Here is a 26,386-nt window from a genome sequence, read left to right on the forward strand (position 1 = left end):
AACCCCCGGCCTTTACGGCCGGGGGTTTTCCTGATGGTCACAGTAAATGATGATCGCATCCCGCAAAAAAGCGGCAAGACCTTCTCCATATTGATTGATTGAATCGGTAAATCGCTCGTCAGTGATATACACTTCCCCGAGTCCTCTGAAAATGTCGAGTGTGCAATCGTAATGATATTGGCAAATATGATCGCGAAATGCCCCCACAGCGGCCTGAATCTCTGCATCATCGGGCCCATGCTTCATTCGAGCCGCAATTCGTCTGTAAATCGAATCAAATTCAGCCATGATCGAGCTCCAATCATCTGCCGAGTATGCAGATGTCCTTTTCTCTGTTTCTTCTGCGATTTCCTTTCCATACAGCTTTCTGACTTCATCAGCGTATGTCTGCTGGTGCTCTTCAATGTCTTTCATGCTTAATCCGGCAAATAAATCCCTCTTATTCATCGTTTCCCCTCCATCAACGGACAAAAGCGTCCTGTCAATTGTTTGAATCATCTCATCCATTCTTTGTTTTTTCTTCATCAATATCTCCTTTTGCGACTGAAGTGCCGCTTTCCGGTCAAAATTCGGATGATCCAGCATCTCTTTAATTTCATCCAAACGAAACCCGATTTCCTTGAAAAATAAAATCTGTTGCAGTCTTTCCAGGTCTGCGTCACTGTACAAACGATACCCAGCATCAGTAAGCGCTGAAGGATTCAGAAGCTCAATATTGTCATAGTGATGAAGCGTCCGAATGCTAACGCCTGATATCTCCGCCACTTGTTTAACTTGATATTTCATACATAACACCTCCTCTTTTTTATCGTAAACAATCACGCAACGTTAGGGTCAATCCCCAAAATGTTATTTTCTATATACAAAACTTCTCACAAATAGTGTATAAAAGAAAAGTGAGTATTTTTTTGTAAAGGGGAGCCAGTATACATGAATCCTGAAACAATGAACAAAACCCTCATCAGCATTTCGAAATGGGGAAAAGCTACAGGCATTTTATTTATTATTATGGGCGCAATTACCGCGCTTTCAGGCGCGTTCATTTTTCTAATCGGTGCCGTGCCAGGCGTACTGCAAATTATTTCCGGTATCTTTTTGATGAGGTCAGCTAGGGAAGCAGGCCAAATGGCTGAACACAATAGCGGACAGTCTGAAGACTTAATGCTGGAGAATTACGCGAAATTCGTAAAGATGCAAGGGATTTATTTGATCGTAAGCATTGCTGTATCCATTCTTGCGATTATCGCCTTCTTCATCTTTTTAATGCTTGGGATTGCTGATGGCCTTTTCAGCGATACGTACAGCACTTATTAATGAGAAAAACCCGGAGCTGGCTCCGGGTTTTTTATTATTCCGCTTCGCTTACTACTGTGAAACGTTCATTTTTATGTTCGGGATGTTCAAGCTCATCCAGTACAGCAATCGCATAATCTGCATAGCTGATATAGCTGTTGCCTTTTGCATTTACGATGACATTGTCTTTTCCTTTTTGGTAAGAGCCAGTCCGTTTTCCTGCTGGATCAAAAAATGCCGCAGGACTGAGGAACGTCCAGGAAATGGAGTCTGTCTGCTGCAAATCTTTCAGGTTCTCGCCTTGATTTGATGCAGTTGGCAAATATTCTTTCGGAAATTCCGGCGTATCCATTAAACGGGTTGTTTTGGCTTCATCAACAAACAGGCTTCCCGCTCCGCCAACAACAAGCAATCTTGTGTGCTTCGCGTCCTTTAAGATGCTGATGAGTGCTCTTCCTGCTTCAACATGAAGATGTTCTTGGCCGGGTGCTGCTCCAAAAGCGTTTACGACCGCGTCGAAAGACTTGATGTCTTCCGCAGTCAGTTCAAACACATCTTTCTCTAAAACCGCTACGTCCTGCTCCTGCACTTTTGAAGCGTTTCTGACGATGGCTGTCACTTCATGGCCTCTTGTTTTCGCTTCTTTCAAAATCTCGTTTCCCGCTTTCCCGCTTGCGCCGATAATACCAATTTTCATTTTTCATTTCCTCCTTATTTGTAACAATTTTAGTTACATGTTAGCGGTGAGAAGTCATCCCTTTTGATTAAAAGAGATGATTCATAACATCTTTTAATGACTTGCTTGCCAGTTCATTTTCCATCGCTCTTTGCACACTTTCAAACGTTTCATCCAGAGCGTTCTGAATTTTTTTCCCTACCGGACATTTCGGATTCGGGTTTTCATGAACCGCAAAGAGTTCTTCTTGCTTTTGGACAGCCCGGTACACTTCTAAAAGAGAAATATCAGCAGGATCTTTTTTGAGGCTTGCACCCGGCACCCCGGCGCGTGATGTGAGAATATCAGCTTTTTTCAGCAGGCTGATCATTCTTCGCACAACTACCGGATTCGTGTTGACACTGTCTGCAATGATTTCTGAAGATGTTTTTTCATCCATCGAGATGAGGGATAAAATATGAATGGCAACAGCAAGACGGCTGTTAATCATGTTTTTTCACCACCGTTGTAACTATAATAGTTACATTTGATTCGTTTGTCAACATCTAATATACACTAAATACACGGGTTTTGTGCACCGTTTTTAGTCAATAGAACGGCCGGATGCACTCCGGCCGCGTCTTATCAGAATAAGAAATATCTTTGTCCAAGTGGGACATAATCGACAGGCTGACAAGACAATTCCTCCCCGTCAGCAAAGACCTGATAGGTTTTTGGATCAATCTCAATCTTCGGCAAAGCCGAATTCAGCTTCATATCCAGCTTGCTCAGCTTTCTGATATTTTTGACTGGAGAAATCCTTTTTTCCAGCCCTAAGCTTTCCGCCACACCACGCTCTATGCTTGCCTGAGACATAAATGTAATCGAGGTTGAGCGGTTGGCTTTTCCGTAAGACGCATACATTTGGCGCATGAAAACCGGTTCAGGAGTCGGGATGGACGCGTTCGGATCTCCCATTTGCGCACGTGCAATCATGCCGCCCTTTAAGACCAGTTCCGGTTTTACGCCGAAAAATACCGGGTCCCACAGAACGAGATCAGCAAGCTTCCCTTTTTCCACCGAGCCGACCTCATGGCTGAGCCCGTGCGTAATTGCCGGATTAATCGTGTATTTGGCAATGTACCGTTTTGCGCGCACATTGTCATTTCCGTTTTCGCCGGCAAGAGCGCCGCGCTGTTTTTTCATTTTATCGGCTACCTGCCATGTTCGGATGATCACTTCACCGACCCGCCCCATCGCTTGGGAATCCGATGATGTCATGCTGATCGCACCGATATCATGGAGAATATCCTCCGCGGCAATCGTCGCCGCCCTGATTCTGGAATGGCTGAACGCCACATCTTCAGGCACTTTCGCATCTAAATGGTGGCAGACCATCATCATGTCAAGATGCTCATCCATCGTATTAACGGTATAAGGAATGGTTGGCGTTGTAGATGACGGCAGAATGTTCGCGTAAGAGGCGAGCTTCATAATATCCGGGGCATGGCCGCCGCCTGCACCTTCAATGTGATAAGTATGAATGACCCGGTCCCCGATTGCGTCGAGCGTGTTTTCCAAAAAGCCCGCTTCGTTAATCGTATCGGTATGGATGGCAACTTGAATATCAGCCTCGTCCACGACTTCCATACACGTTTTAATGGCGCTTGGCGTCGTGCCCCAGTCTTCATGAAGCTTAAGGCCGATGGCGCCTGCTTCCACCTGCTCGATCAGCGGCGCTTTATCGGATGCATTCCCTTTCCCTAAGAAGCCGACATTGATCGGAAACTCCTCGGCCGCTTCCAGCATCCTCGCCATATACCATGCGCCGGATGTACAAGTTGTCGCTTTGCTGCCTGTCGCGGGTCCAGTTCCGCCTCCCAAAAGGGTTGTCACACCTGATGAAAGCGCAACTTCCATCTGCTGAGGACAAATAAAATGAATGTGCGTGTCCACTCCCCCGGCTGTTAAAATTTTGCCTTCACCGGAAATCACCTCTGTACCCGCTCCGATGACCATGTGCGGATCGACTCCATCCATGATATCAGGATTTCCGCTTTTTCCGACACCGACAATCCGGCCGTCTTTCACACCGACATCCGCTTTGACAATGCCTGTGTAATCCAATAGCACGACGTTGGTGATAACCAAATCCAAAGCGCCGTCCTTCCCTGTGATTCTGCCGTTTTGGCCCATGCCGTCGCGGATTGTTTTTCCGCCGCCAAAGATCATTTCTTCACCATATACTGTGAAATCCTTTTCGACTTCGATCCATAAATCCGTGTCGCCCAATCTGATTTTATCGCCCGTTGTCGGGCCAAACAGTTCCGCATATTCCTCCCGTGACATTTTCATCGGATTACACCCTCCATCCAGCCGGCTTGTTTTAAGTTGGCCAACGTTTTTTCTTTGCCGCGTTCATCGATAAATGTGTCGGCCATTCCGTTCAGCCCTCTAATTGTCTTGCGTCCTCTGATTTCCACTAGTGAGACCGTTTTCTGCTCTCCCGGCTCAAAACGGACCGACGTGCCTGATGGAACATCAAGACGCATGCCGATCGCCAGCTCACGGTCAAATAATAAAGCCCCGTTGGCCTCCGCAAAATGAAAATGCGAACCGACTTGAATGGAGCGCGATCCGGTGTTTTTTACCGTTACCTCCCGTATCTCACGCCCTTCATTAATCGTAATGGTTCCCTCAGCAATTTGAAATGCTCCCGGCTTCATGACTTCACCTCCGCAGAAATTGGCTGATGTACCGTAACAAGCTTTACTCCATCCGGAAATGTGGCCTCCACCTGAATGCTGTCAAGCATCTCAGGGACACCCTCCATCACATCTTTTTCCGTTAATACATGGCGGCCGGCTTCCATCAGCTCTGCTACTCCCTTCCCATCACGTGCGCCTTCCATAATAAAGCAGGTGATATAAGCAGCAGCCTCAGGATAGTTCAACAGAACGCCCCGCGCCTTTCGCTGTTTGGCTAATTCCCCCGCTGCAAAAATGAGCAATTTTTCTTGTTCAACCGGTGTCAGTTTCATCTGTAATCCTCCTTCTTTTGTCATATAAAGCGGATGCGGTTACTACGAATTTGTGGAGCATGCAGGCGGGACATCACCTCCCTTTCTTCGAGAATGGGGATCATACGGTAGGGTGCCTTTCAAAGCGGCATGCCGTTTCTTCATCAGCCTTGCCATGGTCAACAACCGTTCCCCTGTCGATCACAGAAAGATAGTCAGCACAGATTAACGCGTTTTCCAGACTGCGCTCGACTAAGATAACAAATGTCTTTTTTTCTGGAAATTTCTATAATAACTTGTCTGACTAGTTCGACAATTGAAATCTGAATTCCTTCCAATTGTTCATTAAGTAAAATATTTTTCGGATTTACCATCAGCGCTCTGGCAATTGCAAGCTGCTGCTGTTGACCGCCTTTTCGTTTTGAACAAACGTTTGATTAAAACAAATAGCCCCCCTGTTTAGCCGAAAGCAGGCCTATGAAGTGGATTGGCCGACTCCATTTCGGCCTAATACAGCGACAATCTGCCCCGGGTGAACCTCCATGCTAAGAATGTGCTAAACCATCGATTGATCATAACCAGACGTTACATTCCTGATGGCAGCCCGTTGTTTTGCTCCGCAACCGGAAGCATGGCATGGAAGCCAGTCTGAGGCGCCGTCCTCCACGATACCGAGAACCCGACTATTGCCATTAACTCCTTATCATGGACGGTCACTTCGCTGATCGCCACCGTTCCTCTTAACGAGTGAAGAATTCCGGCCCTCATTGAATGAATCCCCGCTTGTGTCGATATCAACTGTTTTTTCGCACTCCCGCTGGCTTCCGACACTTTCTTCGGTGCATTACATTCCGTCATCAAAACCCCTTTGTTTGATTTCTCCAAATGATGTTATAAAACTTTACAACTTATGTCATTATTATATAGAAGAGGCCTATTAATTCAAATAATATTTAAAAAATTTAGTTACCTTGACCAAATCAGCTTCTTTTTTTGTTATATTTATTCACATCAGAAAAAGCGAACAAAAAAAGACAAGAAACATTTCGTTTCCTGCCTCTTCCGTACGATTAATCTTTATCTGAAAATTTATCCTTGGCTTTCCCGATATCCTTTTGGATTTCGCCTTTTGCCTTATCTTTTTTGCCTTCAGCCTGCATGTCCGTTTTGTCAGCCATATCTCCGACTTTATCCTTCACTTCTCCTTTGGCTTTATTGAAGCCGCCCTTCATTTTGTCTTTTACACTATCGTTACCCATGTTAATTCTCCCCTCTCAATTATGTGTGTACTTGTTACCTTCCCGATCTGAGAGGCAATAAACATTCTAATGTTATTTATCGATTTCGTAGCGCTCTCCGTAACGGAGCACTTTGTATATCGCCAGCCCGTCTGATGACTTTTTCTCCGAATATCGGACCGGCAGCAGGGCAAAAAACACATAATACGTAGAAAAATAGACAAACTGATAGAAAAACACATTCGGCTTTAATACACTGTGTATAATCAGCAGATTGATTGCAAAAATCGTGATGAGGTTAAACAAGCAGCCCCCTGCATACACGAGTGCATTTGAGAATCGATTATCAATTTTCAACTCCCCGTACCGGCAAAAAGAATCGATAAAATAAATCGTTCTGAACCGTATGGGTCCAATTTTAAGCAGCGTTTTTCCCATGCCTATATCCAACGATCCCTTTCCGCCAAAAATAAAAGCCATAAAGCTGTGCCCTGAAACATGTATAATCTGTACAAGCGGCAGAACAATGAGGAAAGACCACAGAAACTTCACCATATCATTAAAACCAAACATTGAATTCCCCCTCACATGCATATCTGCATCTCAAAACGGCTTTTGTTCAAAAAACAGTGCTGTAGCGATTTTTCCTGTTCTCCCCGGAAATAAACGTTCCGATGCTCCCCTTTTTTTGCATAAAAAAAAACCATCTGCCAGCAGATGGTTTTGTCTCATACTTCATATAAACAATCGTTCCTTTGAATCATCTCTCTCATGCTGACCGCTTTTTCATAAAAATACACCGCTTCTTTATATTGTTCGCGATGACTGAAATAAGAGGCTGCATCTAAAGCAAATTCTTCAATATATACATACAGGCCCTTTTCTTCCATATAATCAAATACTTCTTGAATCATATCCAAATTGACAGATTCCACATATAATGCCTGCAGAAATTTATATTTTGCCAGACTGAAGAAGTCGTTTCGTTTTTGGGCAATGGCAATCCCTTTTTCATAGTACCGTATCGCAGCTTCGCTATCTTGTTTTTTGAAAAGAACGCGAGTCAGGCTGAAGAGCGCTTTTGGAAGCTGTTCCAGCTGATAATCCTCGAAGACAGGAAGCGCTTTTTCAAAGTATTCGGCGGCCTGATCCAGCTCCCCCTTGTCATCATAGCAATTCCCAATATTATAAAGGGCTGATCCGATCAAACGGGGCTGTCCTTCCAATAAAGCAAGGCGATACGCGTCATCTAAATGTTCAAGCGCTTTTTCATAATTTCTGTAGTCTATGTAGTTTCCTGATATGACGAAATGGCATTGAATTCTTCTGACTCTATAAAAATCGTGAGCCTTATACGTCTCCAGCGCCTGTACAGCGTGGTTCATGGAAAAGTGCGTCTGCTTCATAATATAAAAGACTTCCGCCACTTTAAAATGAAATTCCGCTCTTTCAATTTCATCTTCTACAAACGCAAGCATCTTCTCAGCTTTCCGATAAAAGGATATAGCCGAGATGTAATTGTTCTGTTCAAATTCGTACATTCCTCTAAACAAGTGAAAATAATACTCAGATAATCCGGAGATGCTGTCCTGATTACTTTCCAGCGTTTTGATCAATTCACGATATTGAAGCTGAGATTCCTCGTGCAGGTCAGGCTTTACATAATCCAGCATAATTTGGTGACGGTAGCTGATCAGCTGATAATATAGGAGAAGCAGCTGATCCTCTTCCATCTGTTCGATATCTAGATCAATTTCTTCCTTCAGCTTTACGGCATCAGCCACTTGAAATGCTAAAATGTGCTTATACCACTTATTGATTTTCACTCCTACTTGAGATGACGGGATCTCGTACGCGGCCATGCCCCTCCAACCCTTTCTATTTTCTAATTGGTTATATTTTATCATAATGTATGGCTTTGGAATTAAATTTTCTTACAATGATTCCTTCTTTATGCCTATCCTTATATATTTCGGTTTTTATACGTATTTTTTGCACTCGGATTCTAATAAAAAAGCTTACCGGACAGTGCCGATAAGCTTTTGACTTCAAATTAACCGCCAATATAAGACATTTCCACTTTCTTTTTGCCAGATGCTTTTGATAGCGTACGATCGACTGAATACTGATCGATCCGATTTTTCCATACTGTCCCGATCATTTCTGATAGTTCGTCATCACTTAATTCCTGGCGAACCGGAGCTCTGAGGTCAAATCCGCTTGAAGCGAATAAGCAGGTAAACAGCTCTCCTCTCGCAGAAAGACGGGCTCTGTTGCAAGATCCGCAGAACGCATCAGATACAGATGATATAACACCGATTTCTCCGGAGCCGTCCAAGTAGCGGAATCTGGAAGCCACTTCTCCTATACAATTAGGCGCTATCGGCTCAACCGGCATGTGTTCATTGATCAAATCTATGATTTCCGCCTTTGTCATGACGTCTTTCTTTTCCCATTGGTTGGTGTTGCCTACGTCCATAAATTCAATGAATCTCAGGATATGCCCTTTTTCTTTAAAATAACGGGCCATAGGCAGTATATCTTTTTCATTGAGGCCCTTTTGAACGACCATATTGATTTTAACACCGAGCCCTGCTTGCTTCGCCGCTTCAATGCCTTCCAGCACCTTGCTGACAGAAACACCGCGCCCGTTTATCTTCTTAAAACGCTCGTCTTCCAAAGAATCAAGGCTGATCGTAACCCTTTTCAGCCCAGCCTCCTTGAGCCTCTTTGCATAAACAGGCAGCAGTGATCCGTTTGTCGTCATCGCGATGTCACGAATACCCGGTATGCGGGCCAGTTTTTTGATTAACTCCGGCATATCCTTTCTCATGAGGGGCTCTCCGCCGGTCAGGCGGATTTTTTCAACGCCAAATCTTGTGACAAACAATGTCGCAAGCCGTTCCAGCTCCTCAAATGAAAGCAGCTCCTCTTTCTTTAAAAAGGGATAATCCGGGCCGAATAATTCGGCGGGCATACAGTACGTGCATCGGAAGTTGCAGCGGTCTGTAACAGAAATGCGAAGGTCTCTCAGCGGTCTGTTTCTTTTATCCAACATCTGACGCGACTCTGTAATCATAGCTACAGCCCCTTCCTACTCCCTGATTCTATCAGGGTGTGTATATACATTAAATGATCCGTTTCTGACAAATCCAATCGCTGTGATATTCAATTCTTCAGCCATTTGAATCGCAAGCTCCGTCGGGGCCGATTTGGAAATGACAATCGACACGCCGATTTTGGCCGCTTTTAACAGGACCTCTGATGAGATTCTGCCGCTGAACACAATCAGTTTGTCGCGTACGGACATCCCGTTTAGAAGGCAGTGTCCGTATAGTTTATCAAGTGCGTTGTGCCGACCGATATCGGTGCGCATCAACAGAAGCTTCTCTGTGTCGCAAAGCGCCGCATTATGGACGCCTCCCGTATCCTGAAACGTCCCGCTCCCTTGCTGCATGTCTTTCATAAGCGCCATACATGCCTCAGGCGATATCTTGATTTGGCTGACAGCCGTCTTGGCTGTTTTGACATCCTGCTGAAAATAAAAATGACGGCCCTTTCCGCAGCATGAGCCGATCACCCGTTTCGTATAATCCTTTTGATCCAATGTCTCAGGGTGAACGAGGTCGACATATACAAAACCGAGACTTTCATCTATTGTAAACCTTTTAATTTCTTTTTGAAATCGTATAACACCCTCTGATGCGAGAAATCCGATGACAAGCTCTTCGATATGCTCAGGCGTACAAACGAGCGTCACAAATTCACTGCCATTCAGTATCACTGTCAAAGGGAATTCCGTCACCATCCGGTCTTCTACTTTCCTTATTTCCCCTAGTTCATAGCGCCATACATCCCTGACCGCAGTTACTTTATCGTTCAATGTCTCTTCCCCTCCGCAATGTTCCTGCCTTTATATTTTTTCACACTCCTCGGATTTTGTCGAATTCTGAGACACAAAAAGAGCCCTCTATATAAAGGGCTTTCACAGGATGTGATGACGGCGGTGTTTAGGCAGGGCGCCTAAGCATTTAGCCTCCATTCCTTTTACCAATGTGCATTGACAACGAACGCTGGGCTTGTCGACACGCTGAGAGCCCTCTATAGAAAGGACTCTATGGTTGATTATACTGATTCTTTTTCAGAACCGTAAACAGCACAATAGCTGCGATCAAGGTGAGAATGCTGACAAAAAAGAAGGCTGCCAGTTTTAGAAGAACACCAAGCAATATGAATGCAACGGTGGCTATAAGAAAAATCATTCCTAATAATTTCATATGTTCAACCCCTTTTTAGGGTATCATTCCCGGCCAAATTGTTTTTAAACCAATAAAAAAAGGCGCCTGGGGGAGCGCCTGATCTTTAGGTTCCTTACTCAGTAAATTTTTGTGCTTCTTTTTCCCAAGCCTGTTCGAACTCATCCGCACTGTTCGCTGAAATATATTCTCCGCCGCCAGCGACAGCTGCTTGTTTCATCTCTTCATTACCCTTGACATCAAAGTTGAAGCCAATGATGTTTACAATCGTATCCACATTTGATGCACGGAGCTTTTCGATTTCCGCCGCAGGGTCTCCGCCGCACGTTTCTTCACCGTCAGTGATTAAATACACCACGTTTTTCCCGTCTGCGTCAAATGCTTCAAATTCTTTTCTTGTGTCTGCAAGTGCTTTGGCAATCGGTGTCCATCCAGTCGGCTTGAGCTCACTCAATGAATTGTCAAACAGAGACCCTTCATATGGATGAAGGCCGTAAATGGTTTCCGTCGTACTGCACGAAAGGGCTTTACCGGACAGTTTATTGTTCCCTGCATGCCCGAAAACGCGAAGCATAAGATTTGTATCCTTCGGAAGGAGTTCGGCAAAAGATTTTACTGATTTTTTGGCAATGTCTATTTTGCGCTCTCCTCCTGTTTTTTGAACCATGCTTCCGCTTCCGTCAAACAAAACAGCTACATTTGTATCAGCCTGTTTCTCAGCGGCAAAAGACGGGGAGGCAATGGAAACAGTCAACAATCCAATGATACCGGCAGCCAGCAATTTTTTCATATGATTACTTCCTTTCTTTTTCATATTTTCCAACTATATGTTGGATTCTTCTTTATGCTAGAATACGAAAATGCAAAAAGATATAGGACATGCTGCCTTTTGTGCTGCTTTCACGATCTGTCCAAAATCGCTTGAAATGCCGTTCATTTTTAGCCATTTCCGCCCAGAAAGCATAAACAGATTGTGTGATCATTCATTCTTTTTTCGCCTTGATTATGACAGAAAAACGGAAATCTGCTACTATGCTACAGGCAGATAGCTAATTAGTTTTGAAGTTTTTGTTACATACAAAAAGAGGCTGACCATCACCAGCCTCTTTTTTCTTATTTAGATAACATTAGTGATTGCTGAGTGAAAATTTTCTCAACATCTTTTTGGGTATAAGCCGGGAAGTATTCACCGCCGCCTACTTTCGCAATTGCGTTCAGCTGGCCTTTGTATCCCTCTTTATAATCAAAGCCGATCACATTAACAGTGATATTGTCTTTTTGCAGTTCCTTTGCTGTTTTAATCGGGTTTCCTCCGCACGTTTCCTCACCGTCTGTCAACAGATACACCACTTTTTCCCCTTTTGCATCAAGCTGGTCAAAAGAAGATTTCGCCTCGTTCAGCGCTTTGGCAATTGGCGTCCAGCCAGTCGGCCCAATTGTATTGAGAGAATTGAGGAAGCTTTGCTCGTTAAAGCTTTGGAAGCCGTATACGTTGCGAATGGCTTCACATGACTGAACTTTTCCGGAATTTTTATTGTTTCCTTCAGAGCCAAACACGCTCATTTTCACCTGAGTTCCTTCTGGCAATGAGCTCGCAAACTTTGAAATTTCTTTTTTGGCTGAATTAAATTTAGATACACCATCTATTCTTTTCGCCATACTTCCGCTGGCATCAAGCAAGACCGCCACGTTCGCCGGCGCTTTAGCCTCCGTTTCTGACTTTTCAGCTGCAAAAGCAGGTGAAGTTAATCCAAAAAGCAATCCTGTCATCATGATCAGTGAAAATCTTTTCTTCATGTTCGTACCCCTTTACCAATTTGTTTCTGCGTGCAGATGTTCAACGCTGAACATAATCTATCGTAATCAACAAAAACCGAGAAATAAATAGGGCGGGCTTCCCCATTGCTGTTGTTTACTTTTGCATAGAAACCTATGTTTTTATTAGTGATTTCCACCTAACGCCCCTATGAAAAGAGAAGATTGTCCGCCTTTCGGCTTTCGTTATATGAGTCTGTCGAAGTCTGTCGACAAATGTGGATGACTTTACCACAATCTCAAAGCCTGAAATCAGGAAAAAAGGACTGATCCTTAAAGACGGTCAGAAGCTCCTCTAAACCGTTTCAGCTGCTCTTAGATAAAAGACATTCAAGAACAGAAAAAGACGCCCAAAGAGCGTCTTTTTCTACTTTTTCGCCATATATTTATTCAAAAACGCATCTGCCTCAGAAATTTGTGTGCCTTGGTAATAGTACTTTACAATGTCATCAACCGTTTTGCCTTCTTTGGCCATAAAATTCGCTCCGTATTGGCTCATCCCCACACCGTGGCCAAATCCTCTCGTCGTGACTGTAATTGTGTCTCCATTCCGCTTCCATTCAAAATCGGCGGAGTTGAGACCCAGCTTTTCACGTATGTCTCTTCCTTTCAGCGTCTTGCCGTTAATGACGGCAGTTGCGACCTGGTGGCCCGGTGTCTCGCCGGTAATCTTCCCTACTGCGCTAGATCCATCCAGCTTGACGCCAAGCTTTTGCTGAAATTCTGCCGCTGTAAAGGTTTTCGTTGCCTTATATTTCGGAGACTTTTTATCCCATGGGCTTTTGACGCTTTTTAAATATGGGATAGCACTTGTCCAATAAGCTTCTGCATTCTCTGTGTAGCCGTTGCTTGTGGAGAAAAAGGAGGCTTCAATCGGCTGGTTGTTGTACGTTAAGATTTTGCCTTGCGTACTGGCTACCGCAGCTGTGATTTTCTTCAGTTTTGTCTCATAGCTTGTGCCCCACTGTTTTTTCAGCTCCGCTTTGTTTTTATACACCTGGAACATCTGTGTATCATCCACCAGTGAGCCTTTAGGAGCCTCAACCGCTGAATTTGACACCATCAGTCTGACAATAAATGTTCTGGCGGCGAGGGCCTGGGCTTTCAGTGCTTCAGATTCAAAGGTTGCCGGCATTTCGGAGGCGACGACTCCAATCACATACTCTTCAAGCGGAATGTTTTCTACGGATTGATTTGCGGTTCGATAGACGGGAATAGAAACAGGTGATGCTTTCAATGTTTCTGCTCCTTTCGATGCTGGTTTCGTGCTTACTGCTGTCTTTTCTGATTCTACACTGGCCCCCGCTTCCTTATTATGCTGGAATGGTATAACCAAGAGTGTCGGAACCAAGAGAATCAATGCACATAGTACGGATAGTGTGATTGCGAATTGTTTCATATTCAGCTGCCTCCTGCTCGGGATTCGACTCTAGTCTAGTCTATGGGCAGGGACAAGCTAATATGACTCTCGTTTTGGACAGAAACTTTATTTGTCATTTACGTATTCTTTTTTGCTATTTTGCGCATAATGATGATAATACACAAAAAATAAAAAACCAGTATGCCAGAGTGACATACTGATTTTCAAGTAAGTTTATGCATTTAAGTCAGAAACGACTTCTTTATTCTCTTGCTCAGAAGCAGACTCATCATTTACACGTTCGATGTCTGCGCCCAGAGCGGCAAGCTTCTTATGGAAATCAACGTAACCGCGGTCTAAGTGCTTCAATTCAGTAACACGTGTGTGACCTTCAGCCACTAACCCCGCAAGAATCAGCGCTGCACCTGCACGCAAATCAGTCGCTGCAACTTCAGCTCCCTGAAGCTGTACAGGACCGTTAATGATGACAGAACGTCCTTCAATCTTGATATCACCATTCATACGGCGGAATTCTTCCGCATGCATAAAACGGTTTTCAAAAACGGTTTCTGTAATCATGCTTGTGCCGCTTGCACGAAGCAGAAGCGCCATCATTTGTGACTGCATATCAGTCGGGAAGCCCGGGTGAGGCATTGTTTTGATGTCAATCGGTTTAAGTTCTTTCGGGCCGATGACACGCAGGCCTTCACCTTCATCCTTAATTGTTACACCCATCTCTTCCATTTTTGCAATTAAAGAGGTGAGGTGTTCAGGAACCGCTCCTTTTACTAATACGTTTCCTTCAGTAATTGCAGCAGCAACCATAAATGTGCCCGCTTCAATACGGTCAGGAATAATATGGTGTTTTACGCCGTGAAGCTTTTCGACTCCTTCAATTTTGATGGTGCCGGTGCCAGCTCCGCGGATTTTTCCGCCCATGCCATTGATATAGTTTGCTAAATCAACGATTTCGGGTTCTTTTGCCACGTTTTCCAGCGTTGTTGTTCCTTCAGCTAGAGCGGCTGCCATAATCAGGTTCTCTGTAGCTCCTACACTTGGGAAGTCCAGATAAATTTTTGCGCCTTGCAGTCGGCCTTTTACTTCAGCTTCAATGAAGCCATTACCGACTTTGATTTCTGCGCCCATTGCTTCAAAACCTTTTAAATGCTGATCAATCGGTCTGGAACCAATTGCGCATCCGCCCGGAAGTGCAACTCTTGCATGACCTGTACGCGCAAGAAGCGGCCCCATGACAAGCACAGACGCACGCATTTTACGAACATATTCAAAAGGTGCTTCAGTTTGCAAAGCGTATGAAGCATTTACAGTCACTTCATTATTTTCAAAATGCACATCTGCTCCTAAATGACGCAACACTTCGTTAATTGTATATACATCGGAGAGCGTAGGTACATCACAAATTACGCTTTTTTCTTCACTTGCTAATAAAGATGCAGCGATAACAGGTAAAACGGCATTTTTAGCGCCTTCAACTTTGACTGTGCCGTTTAACTTCTGACCGCCGCGGACGATGATTTTTTCCAAGGTATTCCCCTCCGCGTCCCTAAATTCTCTATATTAATATTCAGTCGTAACGATTGGTGTGCCAACCGTAACGGTATGTTTTCCGCCCATTCCTGCACTTCTAAGTGCAATTTGCAAATTCATTTTATGTTTCGAGGTCATAATGTACTCTTCCCACTCATCTGTAAACGCAGAAATAGAAACGAAATTTGGCTCAACTACATGTTCTACTGATCTTGCTTGAAATTCATTTAATAACTGATTTGCTTTTTTTTGCAAAACAATATTCATATTATCATCTAAGTGACCATTTAGACAAGTAAAAATAACTACTTTTTCTTGGAATATCCCAAGTGTCTCCCGTTCAAACTGTTCATATGTATCATTCCAGCTATCCGGTGTCTCTAGACTCATTTGCTCATATAATAAATACGAAGTTGGATTGTGTTTTTTGAGGGTTGTGACAAGCTGCAGTCTAAAAGAAGTACGAATTTTTTTGTCAGTATATGTGCCAATTGCCTTTATCATTTTATCTTCCCGTGCAATCACCCAATCATATTGACGATACTCTGATTTTAAACGTTGCACTTTTTGATAAAATTCTTTTTCGGTCAGTGACATGTTTTGTTTTGCATGCAATGTCCACTTATCTATTGACACATCTTGGCGTTCCATCCCCTCTGCCATTTGTGCTAACGGCGTTAATTCACTCGCATGAATGGTATGGAAAACAGCAATGACGAAGCTTAACATGACGGAAATGATAATAGCGTGGCTTACTTGTTTTTTCTTCATGTTCATCTCTCCCCCTTATCCCCAGTTTTACCGGAGGCAAGAGGCGCCATACGTAAAAATCTTCGTCAAAACTCGAGCTATTCGCTTCAACCCGCTTCTCCCAACCATTTAATGATAATAATGTTCAAAACCTATTAAAATAGATAGGGAAGCTGCTGTGAATAATTGAGGTAATCTAAAAAGAAATTGGCAACGGCCGTTCCAATGGCAATTGTCAGCAAAATCATCAGGAGTCTAGCCTGCACGACTTTGCCTTTTTTGATTAACGGATCTATATTGACGGCTTGCAACGCCCACCAAGTCACTGCTATAAAAATCAGGTGAACGACAATGCCGATTGCAGCCTGCTGTCCCAATACACTCATCTATTACACTCCTTTCTCTGCGTTCATACCCTTTCTTATTATATAAGAAGCACAGATAAAGATGATACATTTTATACAGAACGGAATAATCAGCCAAATCTAGGGCTAATCCCCGCTTAAAGTGCGATTCTTTTACATGGTATACTTTATTGGAAAGGAGCTGGCAAATGTGAATCATTCTTTTTTTCAGCCTGAAAAGCAATATGGTGAGGACCTGCCAATTTTTGATCAGGAATGGGAAGCAATTGCATTCTATTATGATTATAGACAGTCACAGATTGAAGAACTGAATGAATTGTGTCAGTTTTTTAACATTTCTCTTACCTATACGAGAGAAAGCCTTGAAGAGCTTGAAAACCTTTATTTTCAAAGTATACAAGAGCTTTTGCTTGCTGATTGGAATCTTCCTATTGAAGAATTCGAGAAAATGATCAGTGTTTATCTTATAGATTGCGTGATTGCCCGCCATGAAGATGCTGAATGGGTTGTAAAACCTTATCCCTATAAAGACGGCGCTTATACACTTGGCTTTAGAAGACATCGCAAATCGTGGCATACAATGAATGCCTGTGATGGTTTATACCTGCGTCCAAAAGAGGATCGCCCGCTGTTATCGCTGTTTGATTCTCTTGTGCGTTCATAAAAAAATCCTTCTCTTTATGAGAAGGATTTTTTCTTATTTCCCTGCTACATCCAATCTGTTCAAAGCCCGCTGTAACGCAAGCTCAGCCCGACGAATGTCAGTATCATCTGATTGAGAATTCAAACGCTCCTGCGCCCGCTGGCGTGCAGCTTCAGCGCGCTCTTTATCAATGCCTTCCGCTGTCTCGGCAGCCTGGGCAAGGATGGTGACCTGATCAGGACGGACTTCTACAAATCCACCGCTGACAGCAACCATTTCAGTCTGTCCGTCTTTTTTCAGGCGGACAGCGCCGATTTTAAGAGGAGCCACGGTTGGAATATGGCCTGGCAAAATACCGAGATCGCCGCTTTCGGCTCTCACACTCACCATTTCGATATCCGCATCGTATACTGGGCCGTCGGGAGTAACGATATTGACTTTAACGGTCTTCATGCTTTTACCCTCCTAGGACCAGATTAAACTTCTACACCCATTTCTTTTGCTTTCTCAACAACTTCTTCAATACGGCCTACAAGACGGAACGCATCTTCTGGAAGATGGTCGTATTTACCGGCTAAGATTTCTTTGAAGCCTTGTACCGTCTCTTTTACAGGCACGTAAGAACCTTTTTGTCCAGTGAACTGTTCAGCCACGTGGAAGTTCTGAGAAAGGAAGAACTGGATACGGCGTGCGCGGTGAACGACAAGTTTGTCTTCCTCGCCTAATTCATCCATACCGAGAATCGCAATGATATCTTGAAGCTCTTTGTAACGCTGAAGCGTTGACTGTACTTCACGCGCAACCGCATAATGTTCTTCTCCGACAATTTCAGGAGCAAGGGCGCGTGATGTAGATGCCAACGGATCAACCGCAGGGTAAATACCCATTTCAGTTAATTTACGCTCAAGGTTTGTTGTCGCATCCAAGTGAGCGAACGTTGTTGCCGGCGCCGGGTCAGTGTAGTCATCGGCAGGCACGTAGATCGCCTGGATAGATGTAACCGATCCAACGTTCGTAGACGTGATACGCTCTTGGAGCTGACCCATCTCAGTTGCAAGCGTCGGCTGATAACCAACCGCTGAAGGCATACGGCCAAGAAGGGCTGAAACCTCTGAACCCGCTTGTGTGAAACGGAAAATGTTATCGATAAAGAACAGTACGTCCTGTCCTTGTACATCACGGAAGTGCTCAGCCATTGTAAGGCCTGTCAAAGCAACACGCATACGTGCGCCCGGCGGCTCGTTCATTTGTCCGAATACCATGGCTGTTTTGTTGATAACGCCAGAGTCACTCATTTCGTAGAAAAGGTCGTTCCCTTCACGAGTACGCTCTCCTACGCCGGCGAATACAGAGATACCGCCGTGCTCTTGCGCGATGTTGTTGATTAATTCCTGGATTAATACGGTTTTACCTACACCGGCACCACCGAACAATCCGATTTTACCACCCTTAATGTAAGGAGCAAGCAAATCAACAACTTTAATACCTGTTTCAAGAATTTCAACTTCTGTTGAAAGCTGATCGAATGAAGGCGCCTGTCTGTGAATCGGATCCTTTTTCGCATCCGCAGGAACCGGCTCATTCAAATCAATATTTTCTCCGAGAACGTTAAATACACGTCCAAGTGTTACATCACCAACCGGTACTGAGATTGGCGCTCCTGTATCTACAGCTTCCATACCGCGCTGAACACCATCTGTAGATGCCATTGCAATTGTACGGACTGTATCATCACCTAAATGAAGAGCGACCTCAAGCGTTAAATCAATACCTACTTCGTTTTCACTTGCAGCTGGCTGTGAAATTTTAATCGCATTATAAATTTCAGGCAAGTGACCGTCTTCAAAACGCACGTCGACGACCGGTCCTAATACCTGGCTAACGCGTCCTTTCTTCATCGCTATCCCTCCTGACAAAATCTTTCTATTCTAAAGCGGCTGCTCCGCCGACAATTTCCGTAATTTCTTGTGTGATGGCTGCTTGGCGAGCGCGGTTGTAAGAAAGCGAAAGTGAATCGATAAGTTCCTTCGCGTTGTCTGTCGCATTTTTCATCGCCGTCATTCTTGCAGCGTGCTCACTTGCTTTACTGTCAAGAAGCGCACCGAAGATTAAGCTTTCTGCATATTGAGGAAGCAAAACCTCCAGAACCTCCTCTTCAGATGGTTCAAATTCATAAGACGCCGTTCTTTTTCCGCCGCCGCTGCCCAAATCAGATAACGGCAGAAGTTTTTTCTCCGTTACTTCTTGAGTAATGGCGCTGACAAAATGGTTATAAACAAGGTGCAATTCATCAAACGCACCGTCTATAAACATTTGGATCGTTTGACGGGCAAGATCTTTAATTTCTGTAAACGTTACTTCATCCCCAAGTCCTGTTAACTCGGAAATGATCGGAATCTCACGTTTCTTAAAGAAATCACGGCCCACTCTTCCGATGGCAATCACCGCATACTCATCCTTAGACTGATGACGTTCTTGCATGGCCTGATAAGCACTCCGTAAAACCGAACTGTTAAAAGCGCCGGCAAGACCGCGGTCAGACGTAATGACAAGGTATGCCGTTTTTTTCACTTCTCTGCTGAGAAGCATCGGGTGCTTCACGTTGCCGGAAACTCTTCCGACGTTTGACACAACCTCTTGGATTTTATCCATATATGGCACAAATGATTTTGCATTGTTTTCAGCACGATTCAGCTTAGCCGCAGATACCATCTGCATGGCTTTTGTAATCTGACTTGTTTTTTTCGTTGACGTGATCCTTGACTTAATATCGCGTAATGAGGCCAAAGATTTCACCACCTTTTCTCTTCATCTGCGTAAAAAGAGAGAAAAAGAGAACCTTTTTCTCTCATCAGCATTCGAGTTAGTTGCTTGGTGCAAATGTGCGTTTGAAGCCTTCGATTGCAGCTTTGAAGTCTTCATCAGCAGGAAGGTTTCCTGTTTTCGCAATTCCGTCAAGCAGGTCTTTATGGTTTTGGTCAAGGTACATGTAGTACTCTTCTTCAAAACGTCTGATATCCGCCACAGGAATATCATCGAGATATCCTTTTGTCAGCGCATAAAGAATGGCTACTTGCTTTTCAACCGGAAGCGGCTTGTTCAGATCCTGCTTCAGCACTTCAACTGTACGCGCACCGCGGTTCAGTTTTGCCTGAGTCGCTTGGTCGAGGTCAGAACCGAATTGAGCGAATGCTTCCAGCTCACGGTATGACGCAAGGTCAAGACGCAAAGTACCTGATACTTTTTTCATCGCTTTGATTTGCGCTGAGCCGCCGACACGGGATACAGACAATCCGGCGTTGATCGCTGGACGTACGCCCGAGAAGAACAAATCAGATTGCAGGAAGATCTGTCCGTCGGTGATGGAAATGACGTTCGTCGGAATATAAGCAGAGATATCTCCGGCTTGTGTTTCTACGAACGGCAGAGCTGTAATTGATCCTGCGCCTTTCGCGTCGCTAAGCTTTGCTGCACGCTCAAGCAGACGGGAATGAAGATAGAATACATCCCCAGGGAACGCTTCACGGCCTGGCGGACGGCGAAGAAGCAAGGACAGCTCACGGTAAGCAGCCGCTTGTTTAGAAAGATCATCGTATACAACAAGAACGTGCTTGCCGCTGTACATAAATTCTTCTGCCATTGTAACCCCAGCATACGGTGCCAGGTACAGAAGCGGTGCCGGCTGTGACGCAGACGCCGTTACAACAATTGTATAATCAAGCGCGCCGTGTTTACGCAATGTTTCTACTACGCCGCGGACTGTTGATTCTTTTTGACCGATCGCAACATATACGCAGATCATGTCTTGGTCTTTTTGGTTCAGGATCGCATCGATCGCAACAGATGTTTTACCTGTTTGACGGTCACCGATGATCAGCTCACGCTGGCCACGGCCGATTGGAATCAGTGCATCGATCGCTTTGATACCGGTTTGAAGCGGTTCATGAACGGATTTACGGTCCATAACGCCTGGTGCAGGGCTCTCAATCGGACGAGTTTTGCTTGTAAGGATCGGGCCAAGTCCGTCTACCGGCTGGCCTAACGGATTTACAATACGGCCGATTAACTCTTCACCAACAGGAACCTCCATGATGCGGCCTGTTCTTTTTACTTCGTCTCCCTCACGGATCTCACTGAAAGGTCCTAAGATGACGATACCTACGTTTGATTCCTCAAGGTTTTGAGCCATACCCAAAACACCGTTTGAAAATTCAACAAGTTCACCGGCCATACAGTTGTCAAGGCCGTGCACACGTGCAATACCGTCACCGACTTGGATGACTGTACCTACGTCTTGAACTTCAATATCAGATTGATAATTTTGTATTTGCTGTTTTATCAGCGTGCTAATCTCTTCAGCTTTGATGCTCACTTAGGTTTCACCCCTTCTATCGATTTTCCCCGGCTAATTGACGTTCAATGCGCTGAAGCTTCCCGCTTACGCTGCCGTCATAAATCCGGTTTCCAATGCGGACTTTAATGCCGCCTATTAAATCCGTCTGCACTTCATTTCTGATTCTCAGTGAAGCGACTCCGGCTTTTTTTGCAAACACTTGTGATAATGGTAAAATTTCAGCATCCGTCAGCGGTTTCACTGAATATACGATTGCGTCTTCTGTTTGACGGGCCTCATTTGCGAGTTTGATAAACTCATCTGTGAGCTCAGGCACAATCGCGGCACGATGGCGGTCAATCAAAAGAAAAATCGTATTAAGCACGGACTGTGACAAAGAGCCAAATGCATTTTGGATCAGCTCTTTTTTCTTCGCAGCCGGCACCTTCGGATGGTTCAACACATCATTAAGCGCTTTTTCATTTTGAAATACTTGTTTTACAACAGTTAGCTCTTCTTCTACTTGATTCAGCTGAGCGGACTCATTGGCTATATCAAAAAGAGCTGATGCATATCGTTTAGAGACAGCTGATCCACTCATCGGCTTTCTCCTACCTCTTTAAGATAGTCCTGAATCAATTTCTCTTGCGCTTGTTCATCCAGTTCTTTTTCGATCACTTTCGACGCAATCATGACAGAAAGAGACGCTACTTGCTCACGGAGAGCAGAAACCGCCTGTTCTTTTTCCTTCACGATTTCAGTTCTTGCTGCTTCTTTCAGACGTTCAGATTCTGCACGTGCAGCCTGAATAATCTCTTCTTTTTGCTTCTCTCCCAGTTTCTTTGCGTTTTCGATAAGAGTTTGGGATTCCTGTCTTGCTTCTTTTAAAAGAACGCGCTGCTCTTCAATAAGCTGCTGCGCTTCTTTATTTTTTTCTTCAGCAGACGTAATTTCTCCAGCGATGTGGTCTTCACGCTGTTTCATTATGTTTAATAGCGGCCCTAAAGCGTATTTCTTCAGAAGCGCTAATAAGATTAACATAGCTAACAGTTGGAACAGGATATCTCCGCCGTTAAACGACAATCCTAGTTCAAGTGGTAATTGAGACATCTACTACGGCAACTCCCTTCTGCAGGTTTTTCTTTGCTGATCCAGCAGCCGCACTTGTCTCTTTTCAGCCGGCAAGGCGGGATGCTTATCAGACATAAAGCAATGGCGAAGGTTCTCTTGGAATGATCTTCGCCATTTTTAGTTCATATAAGGCTTTTATGCTTAGCCAAAGAACGCTAAGAATGCGATAACGACAGCGATAATAGGAAGGGCTTCAACTAATGCGATACCCATGAACATAAGAGTTCTCAGTTCTTTACCTGCTTCCGGCTGACGGGCAATCCCCTCTACCGTACGTGAAACAATCAAACCGTTACCAATACCTGCACCAAGTGCGCCTAAACCAATTGCAATCGCAGCTGCTATTAAATTCATGAAAAAGTTCCTCCTTTAAAATGTTATCCGTTTGGATATAATGTTTTAATGATCATGACTGATTTTATGAGACATGTACACCATCGTCAGCATTGTAAAGATAAATGCCTGGATAGCACCAATAAATAAACTGAATGCTTGCCATGCCAGCATCGGCAGAATGGCACCGATTGTACCGACAAGACCGAGAGCCACGCTTTGCGAATAATGGCTTGTTGCTAATCCCGCAAGCAGGCCGAGAAGAATCTCACCAGCGAAGATGTTACCATACAGCCGCAAACCTAGAGTCAGCGTATTCGCAAACTCTTCGATGATTTTCATCGGGAGCATGAATGGAACAGGTCTTAAATAGTCTTTGGAATATTCCTTGAGCCCTTTCATCTTCACACCATAGTAGTGGGTTAAAGCAACAACCATCACGGCTAGCGTTAATGTAATGGCAGGATCGGCTGTCGGAGACTTCCACCAGAGCTCATGTCCGATTGTAATAGAGAACGGCAGCCCCAGCATATTCGACACAAATATGTACATCAGCAATGTGACACCAAGTGCCAAGAAGTTAGCCCCTGTTTTTAAATCCATTGTACTGCCAATAATATTGCGGACGAAATCAACAATCCATTCCATAAAGTTCTGGGCTTTTCCGGGACGGATCGAAAGCGTTCTTGTCGTCAATATAGCAATCAATAAAACAATCACACTCGCCACAGTAATCATCAGAATGTTTGTCAGATTAAAAGTAAGACCTAGAAATTCTATAGTTCTGTAACCATGATTCAAAGGGTTTTCACCTCTCTTCCATTGATGAACGTTTAAGCTGGATAAAGGAATCTATCATAATGACAGGGTATATTGTCATTAATCCAATAACTGTACTTGCCATATGAAAGTATTCGGGATTTTTATAGGCAACAGCCACAGCAAGAATCGCATTGCACCACCGCGCTGCGCTCCCGAGAGATCGTATGGACTTTCCTTTCACAACAGCTCTGTCAAAAGCATTCATTCTTCTGACGAGCAGTAAAAAATTAAACAAACTGAAAACAGTTCCCAGAATAAGGCCTAAAAAAACGGTTTTATACGCTGTTAAACCATAACCCAGTACATACACTGCCAAAATGAACAATAAATATTTGCGTTGTCTGCTAAATGTAAGCTTGGGATCGTCCATCAATTATCTGTCTCCTGATGAAAAAATAATGTATAGCTTGGATACGGCAAAAATCAGCGGTTAACCCTTAGTAGAAGACCTTTTTTGACCGGCAAAACGGGCCTGTTCGAAAAAATCATTCATCCGCAAGCCTTGCAGGGATGCTGTTTCATTCGCTTAAATAAATCCTCATAATACGGGTTTGCTGAGAGGATTTACATTGAGGATGAGGACTATAATGAAAGCTATGAAAACCTTCTCATAATACCCTCGTTTAGCATACAATAGCCCCTAACATGTGTCAATCTGTTTAAAGTTAAAAAACTTTTTATACTTTACGTCTCCACAGAATGTTCACATTTTCACCTATAATTGTATACAGATTCACCGAATAGCAAAAAAATGGATAAAAAAATGAAACCCCCTTTTGGGGATTTCATTTTTTATTTTGTTCCAAACATGCGGTCACCCGCATCTCCGAGACCTGGAACAATATAACCTTTTTCATTTAATTTTTCATCTAGCGCCGCAATGTAAATATCAACGTCCGAATGATGCTTCTGCAATTCTTCCACACCCTCCGGCGCTGCTACAAGACACATGAAACGGATATTTTTCGCACCGCGTTTTTTAAGGCTGTGAATGGCTTCAACTGCGGAACCGCCTGTAGCGAGCATCGGGTCAACCACGATGAATTCACGCTCTTCCACATCAGAAGGAAGCTTGACATAGTATTCCACGGGTTTTAAGGTTTCTGGATCACGGTAAAGGCCGACATGTCCCACTTTTGCCGCAGGAATCAGCTTTAAAATGCCGTCAACCATTCCCAATCCTGCTCTGAGGATAGGAACCACTCCGAGTTTTTTCCCTGAGATGACTTTCGACTTCGCAGCCTGAACCGGTGTATTGATATCCACTTCTTCCAGAGGAAGATCGCGGGTAATTTCAAATGCCATGAGTGTGGCCACTTCATCTACTAACTCTCTAAAATCCTTCGTACCTGTATTTTCATTCCGTATATATGTCAGCTTGTGCTGAATTAAAGGATGATCAAATACATAAACCTTTCCCATACTGTGTTTCAGCTCCTTTTTTATTGTCCCATCAACAATTACACACTTCTATTGATTCTACAAAAAAAGACATTGAGTTTCAAGAACATCGTCAAAAAACCCGCCGGGCATAAGCCCAAGCGGGTTTTAGGATCTTAATAATCTAATTCTTTATATAAAGGAAATTTATCAGTCAGAGCAGCTACACGCTGTCTTGCTTCTTCAAGTTTTCCTTCATCTTCGTGGTTTTTCAATGCAAGCGCAATGATAGCACCGACTTCTTCTAATGCGTCTCCGTCAAAACCGCGGCTGGTTACAGCAGCTGTACCAAGACGGATGCCGCTTGTTACGAAAGGTTTTTCAGGATCATATGGAATCGCGTTTTTGTTAGACGTAATACCGATTTCATCAAGTACATGCTCCGCAACCTTACCAGTCAGTCCGAGCGAACGAAGGTCAACAAGGATAAGGTGGTTGTCTGTTCCGCCTGAAACGAGCTGGATGCCCTCTTTCGTTAAGGCTTCAGCCAGACGTTTCGCGTTTGAAATGACGTTTTGCGCATATGTTTTGAAATCGTCCTGCAATACTTCACCGAATGAAACAGCTTTTGCGGCAATAACGTGCATCAGCGGGCCGCCTTGAATTCCAGGGAAGATCGATTTATCAATTTTCTTGCCAAACTCTTCACGGCAAAGGATCATACCGCCTCGAGGACCGCGAAGTGTTTTATGTGTTGTTGTTGTAACGAAATCAGCGTAAGGAACCGGGTTTGGATGAAGGCCTGCCGCAACAAGTCCTGCGATATGTGCCATATCCACCATGAAGTAAGCGCCGACTTCATCAGCAATTTCACGGAATTTCTTAAAGTCGATTGTACGAGGATACGCACTTGCTCCTGCTACGATAAGCTTCGGTTTATGAGCGAGGGCTTTTTCACGCACGTCATCGTAATCAATATATTGAGTTTCTTTATCTACGCCGTACTCAACAAAGTTATATTGAACACCGCTGAAGTTGACTGGGCTTCCGTGTGTTAAATGGCCGCCGTGGGAGAGGTTCATCCCAAGTACAGTATCGCCTTGCTCCAAAATCGTGAAGTACACTGCCATGTTTGCTTGTGCGCCTGAATGAGGTTGAACGTTTACATGCTCCGCTCCAAAGATTTCCTTCGCGCGGTCACGGGCGATATCTTCAACGACATCGACGTGCTCGCATCCGCCGTAGTAGCGTTTGCCCGGATATCCTTCTGCGTATTTATTTGTCAAAACAGATCCTTGTGCTTCCATAACCGCTTCACTTACAAAGTTCTCAGAAGCAATCAATTCGATCTTAGTCTGTTGGCGTTCACGCTCATTTTTAATGGCGTTAAACACTTGTTCGTCTTGCGCAGGTAAATGTTTCATCAGCGAGATCCTCTCCTATCC

Annotated in this window: 34 protein-coding genes; 2 read left to right on the top strand and 32 right to left on the bottom strand. The window is 44.2% G+C overall.

Annotation, left to right across the window (positions count from 1 at the left end; translation table 11 throughout):
- Window positions 1–12: 12 nt before the first annotated feature.
- A complete protein-coding gene (mta, locus tag NYE56_RS18575; protein WP_120027576.1) occupies window positions 13–786 on the bottom strand; it encodes a transcriptional activator Mta in 774 nt (257 codons plus the stop codon).
- A gap of 144 nt (window positions 787–930) precedes the next feature.
- Here mta and NYE56_RS18580 point away from each other — a divergent pair, with 144 nt between their 5' ends.
- Window positions 931–1,314: a DUF5362 family protein gene (locus NYE56_RS18580; RefSeq protein WP_014478231.1), complete on the top strand. Its 384-nt coding sequence runs from the start codon at window positions 931–933 to the stop codon at window positions 1,312–1,314.
- A 34-nt stretch (window positions 1,315–1,348) separates the two neighbouring features.
- On the opposite strand, the gene NYE56_RS18585 is transcribed toward NYE56_RS18580, so the two are convergent.
- The 20 genes from NYE56_RS18585 to NYE56_RS18680 form a co-directional block, all read right to left on the bottom strand.
- The gene (locus NYE56_RS18585; protein WP_341284236.1) at window positions 1,349–1,990 is read right to left on the bottom strand and encodes an NAD(P)-dependent oxidoreductase; all 642 of its coding nucleotides are present in this window, start codon (window positions 1,988–1,990) and stop codon (window positions 1,349–1,351) included.
- Window positions 1,991–2,057: 67 nt separating this feature from the next.
- Complete coding sequence (locus NYE56_RS18590; protein WP_003227734.1) at window positions 2,058–2,459, bottom strand: Rrf2 family transcriptional regulator; 402 nt, start codon at window positions 2,457–2,459, stop codon at window positions 2,058–2,060.
- 134 nt (window positions 2,460–2,593) lie between these two features.
- On the bottom strand, window positions 2,594–4,303 hold the full coding sequence (gene ureC / locus NYE56_RS18595) for an urease subunit alpha (protein WP_003243090.1): 1,710 nt from the start codon (window positions 4,301–4,303) through the stop codon (window positions 2,594–2,596).
- Window positions 4,300–4,674 (bottom strand): urease subunit beta, encoded by a 375-nt coding sequence (gene ureB / locus NYE56_RS18600; RefSeq protein WP_003227726.1) that lies wholly within the window; start codon window positions 4,672–4,674, stop codon window positions 4,300–4,302. The genes ureC and ureB overlap by 4 nt, the downstream gene beginning before the upstream one ends.
- Window positions 4,671–4,988 (bottom strand): urease subunit gamma, encoded by a 318-nt coding sequence (ureA, locus tag NYE56_RS18605; protein WP_003227724.1) that lies wholly within the window; start codon window positions 4,986–4,988, stop codon window positions 4,671–4,673. Before ureA ends, ureB begins: the two co-directional genes overlap by 4 nt.
- Window positions 4,989–5,182: 194 nt before the next feature.
- On the bottom strand, window positions 5,183–5,341 hold the full coding sequence (locus NYE56_RS18610; RefSeq protein WP_268555937.1) for a hypothetical protein: 159 nt from the start codon (window positions 5,339–5,341) through the stop codon (window positions 5,183–5,185).
- Window positions 5,342–5,552: 211 nt separating this feature from the next.
- Window positions 5,553–5,825 carry an ABC transporter gene (locus NYE56_RS18615; protein ID WP_341284237.1) on the bottom strand — a complete coding sequence of 91 codons (273 nt, stop codon included), beginning with the start codon at window positions 5,823–5,825 and terminating at the stop codon, window positions 5,553–5,555.
- Window positions 5,826–6,037: 212 nt separating this feature from the next.
- Complete coding sequence (gene csbD, locus NYE56_RS18620) at window positions 6,038–6,226, bottom strand: stress response protein CsbD (protein WP_015251021.1); 189 nt, start codon at window positions 6,224–6,226, stop codon at window positions 6,038–6,040.
- Between the two features lie 72 nt (window positions 6,227–6,298).
- Window positions 6,299–6,778: a hypothetical protein gene (locus NYE56_RS18625; RefSeq protein ID WP_003244390.1), complete on the bottom strand. Its 480-nt coding sequence runs from the start codon at window positions 6,776–6,778 to the stop codon at window positions 6,299–6,301.
- Window positions 6,779–6,933: 155 nt separating this feature from the next.
- Window positions 6,934–8,067: a response regulator aspartate phosphatase RapB gene (gene rapB, locus NYE56_RS18630; protein ID WP_015251020.1), complete on the bottom strand. Its 1,134-nt coding sequence runs from the start codon at window positions 8,065–8,067 to the stop codon at window positions 6,934–6,936.
- A 191-nt stretch (window positions 8,068–8,258) separates the two neighbouring features.
- A complete protein-coding gene (moaA, locus tag NYE56_RS18635; protein WP_341284238.1) occupies window positions 8,259–9,284 on the bottom strand; it encodes a GTP 3',8-cyclase MoaA in 1,026 nt (341 codons plus the stop codon).
- A gap of 15 nt (window positions 9,285–9,299) precedes the next feature.
- Window positions 9,300–10,088 carry a formate dehydrogenase accessory sulfurtransferase FdhD gene (gene fdhD, locus NYE56_RS18640; protein WP_268555940.1) on the bottom strand — a complete coding sequence of 263 codons (789 nt, stop codon included), beginning with the start codon at window positions 10,086–10,088 and terminating at the stop codon, window positions 9,300–9,302.
- Between the two features lie 232 nt (window positions 10,089–10,320).
- Window positions 10,321–10,482: a hypothetical protein gene (locus tag NYE56_RS18645; RefSeq protein ID WP_021480806.1), complete on the bottom strand. Its 162-nt coding sequence runs from the start codon at window positions 10,480–10,482 to the stop codon at window positions 10,321–10,323.
- A gap of 94 nt (window positions 10,483–10,576) precedes the next feature.
- Window positions 10,577–11,251, bottom strand: a complete 675-nt coding sequence (locus NYE56_RS18650; RefSeq protein ID WP_003243553.1) for a vWA domain-containing protein — start codon at window positions 11,249–11,251, stop codon at window positions 10,577–10,579.
- Window positions 11,252–11,303: 52 nt separating this feature from the next.
- Complete coding sequence (locus NYE56_RS18655) at window positions 11,304–11,444, bottom strand: hypothetical protein (RefSeq protein WP_014478246.1); 141 nt, start codon at window positions 11,442–11,444, stop codon at window positions 11,304–11,306.
- 130 nt (window positions 11,445–11,574) lie between these two features.
- Window positions 11,575–12,258 carry a vWA domain-containing protein gene (locus tag NYE56_RS18660; protein WP_014478248.1) on the bottom strand — a complete coding sequence of 228 codons (684 nt, stop codon included), beginning with the start codon at window positions 12,256–12,258 and terminating at the stop codon, window positions 11,575–11,577.
- A gap of 385 nt (window positions 12,259–12,643) precedes the next feature.
- Entirely contained in the window at window positions 12,644–13,675 is a 1,032-nt protein-coding gene (gene spoIID / locus NYE56_RS18665; protein WP_014478250.1) for a stage II sporulation protein D, read from the bottom strand.
- Window positions 13,676–13,870: 195 nt separating this feature from the next.
- Window positions 13,871–15,181 (bottom strand): UDP-N-acetylglucosamine 1-carboxyvinyltransferase, encoded by a 1,311-nt coding sequence (murA, locus tag NYE56_RS18670; RefSeq protein ID WP_014478251.1) that lies wholly within the window; start codon window positions 15,179–15,181, stop codon window positions 13,871–13,873.
- Between the two features lie 33 nt (window positions 15,182–15,214).
- Entirely contained in the window at window positions 15,215–15,955 is a 741-nt protein-coding gene (locus tag NYE56_RS18675) for a YwmB family TATA-box binding protein (RefSeq protein ID WP_268555941.1), read from the bottom strand.
- Between the two features lie 134 nt (window positions 15,956–16,089).
- A complete protein-coding gene (locus NYE56_RS18680) occupies window positions 16,090–16,320 on the bottom strand; it encodes a DUF1146 family protein (RefSeq protein WP_003227691.1) in 231 nt (76 codons plus the stop codon).
- 169 nt (window positions 16,321–16,489) lie between these two features.
- On the opposite strand from NYE56_RS18680, the gene NYE56_RS18685 reads away from it, so the two are divergent.
- On the top strand, window positions 16,490–16,963 hold the full coding sequence (locus tag NYE56_RS18685) for a hypothetical protein (protein ID WP_003243900.1): 474 nt from the start codon (window positions 16,490–16,492) through the stop codon (window positions 16,961–16,963).
- A 33-nt stretch (window positions 16,964–16,996) separates the two neighbouring features.
- Here the strand turns inward: NYE56_RS18685 and NYE56_RS18690 are convergent, their stop codons facing one another.
- The 11 genes from NYE56_RS18690 to glyA form a co-directional block, all read right to left on the bottom strand.
- Window positions 16,997–17,395, bottom strand: a complete 399-nt coding sequence (locus NYE56_RS18690) for a F0F1 ATP synthase subunit epsilon (protein ID WP_014478254.1) — start codon at window positions 17,393–17,395, stop codon at window positions 16,997–16,999.
- Between the two features lie 23 nt (window positions 17,396–17,418).
- The gene (gene atpD / locus NYE56_RS18695) at window positions 17,419–18,840 is read right to left on the bottom strand and encodes a F0F1 ATP synthase subunit beta (RefSeq protein WP_003227686.1); all 1,422 of its coding nucleotides are present in this window, start codon (window positions 18,838–18,840) and stop codon (window positions 17,419–17,421) included.
- Window positions 18,841–18,865: 25 nt separating this feature from the next.
- Window positions 18,866–19,729, bottom strand: a complete 864-nt coding sequence (atpG, locus tag NYE56_RS18700) for an ATP synthase F1 subunit gamma (RefSeq protein WP_003244388.1) — start codon at window positions 19,727–19,729, stop codon at window positions 18,866–18,868.
- A gap of 76 nt (window positions 19,730–19,805) precedes the next feature.
- Window positions 19,806–21,314: a F0F1 ATP synthase subunit alpha gene (gene atpA / locus NYE56_RS18705; RefSeq protein WP_014478256.1), complete on the bottom strand. Its 1,509-nt coding sequence runs from the start codon at window positions 21,312–21,314 to the stop codon at window positions 19,806–19,808.
- Between the two features lie 16 nt (window positions 21,315–21,330).
- A complete protein-coding gene (locus NYE56_RS18710) occupies window positions 21,331–21,876 on the bottom strand; it encodes a F0F1 ATP synthase subunit delta (protein WP_003227679.1) in 546 nt (181 codons plus the stop codon).
- A complete protein-coding gene (atpF, locus tag NYE56_RS18715; RefSeq protein ID WP_003244051.1) occupies window positions 21,873–22,385 on the bottom strand; it encodes a F0F1 ATP synthase subunit B in 513 nt (170 codons plus the stop codon). Before atpF ends, NYE56_RS18710 begins: the two co-directional genes overlap by 4 nt.
- Before the next feature lie 162 nt (window positions 22,386–22,547).
- Complete coding sequence (atpE, locus tag NYE56_RS18720) at window positions 22,548–22,760, bottom strand: F0F1 ATP synthase subunit C (protein WP_003151167.1); 213 nt, start codon at window positions 22,758–22,760, stop codon at window positions 22,548–22,550.
- 45 nt (window positions 22,761–22,805) lie between these two features.
- Window positions 22,806–23,540 carry a F0F1 ATP synthase subunit A gene (atpB, locus tag NYE56_RS18725; RefSeq protein WP_003242621.1) on the bottom strand — a complete coding sequence of 245 codons (735 nt, stop codon included), beginning with the start codon at window positions 23,538–23,540 and terminating at the stop codon, window positions 22,806–22,808.
- Window positions 23,541–23,547: 7 nt separating this feature from the next.
- Window positions 23,548–23,931 carry an ATP synthase subunit I gene (gene atpI / locus NYE56_RS18730; RefSeq protein WP_326208738.1) on the bottom strand — a complete coding sequence of 128 codons (384 nt, stop codon included), beginning with the start codon at window positions 23,929–23,931 and terminating at the stop codon, window positions 23,548–23,550.
- A gap of 422 nt (window positions 23,932–24,353) precedes the next feature.
- Window positions 24,354–24,983, bottom strand: a complete 630-nt coding sequence (gene upp, locus NYE56_RS18735; protein ID WP_003227670.1) for a uracil phosphoribosyltransferase — start codon at window positions 24,981–24,983, stop codon at window positions 24,354–24,356.
- A gap of 134 nt (window positions 24,984–25,117) precedes the next feature.
- Window positions 25,118–26,365 (bottom strand): serine hydroxymethyltransferase, encoded by a 1,248-nt coding sequence (glyA, locus tag NYE56_RS18740; protein WP_003227669.1) that lies wholly within the window; start codon window positions 26,363–26,365, stop codon window positions 25,118–25,120.
- Window positions 26,366–26,386 lie beyond the last annotated feature (21 nt).

The sequence above is a fragment of the Bacillus sp. FSL R5-0603 genome (genome assembly GCF_038050295.1).
GTDB lineage: Bacteria > Bacillota > Bacilli > Bacillales > Bacillaceae > Bacillus > Bacillus subtilis.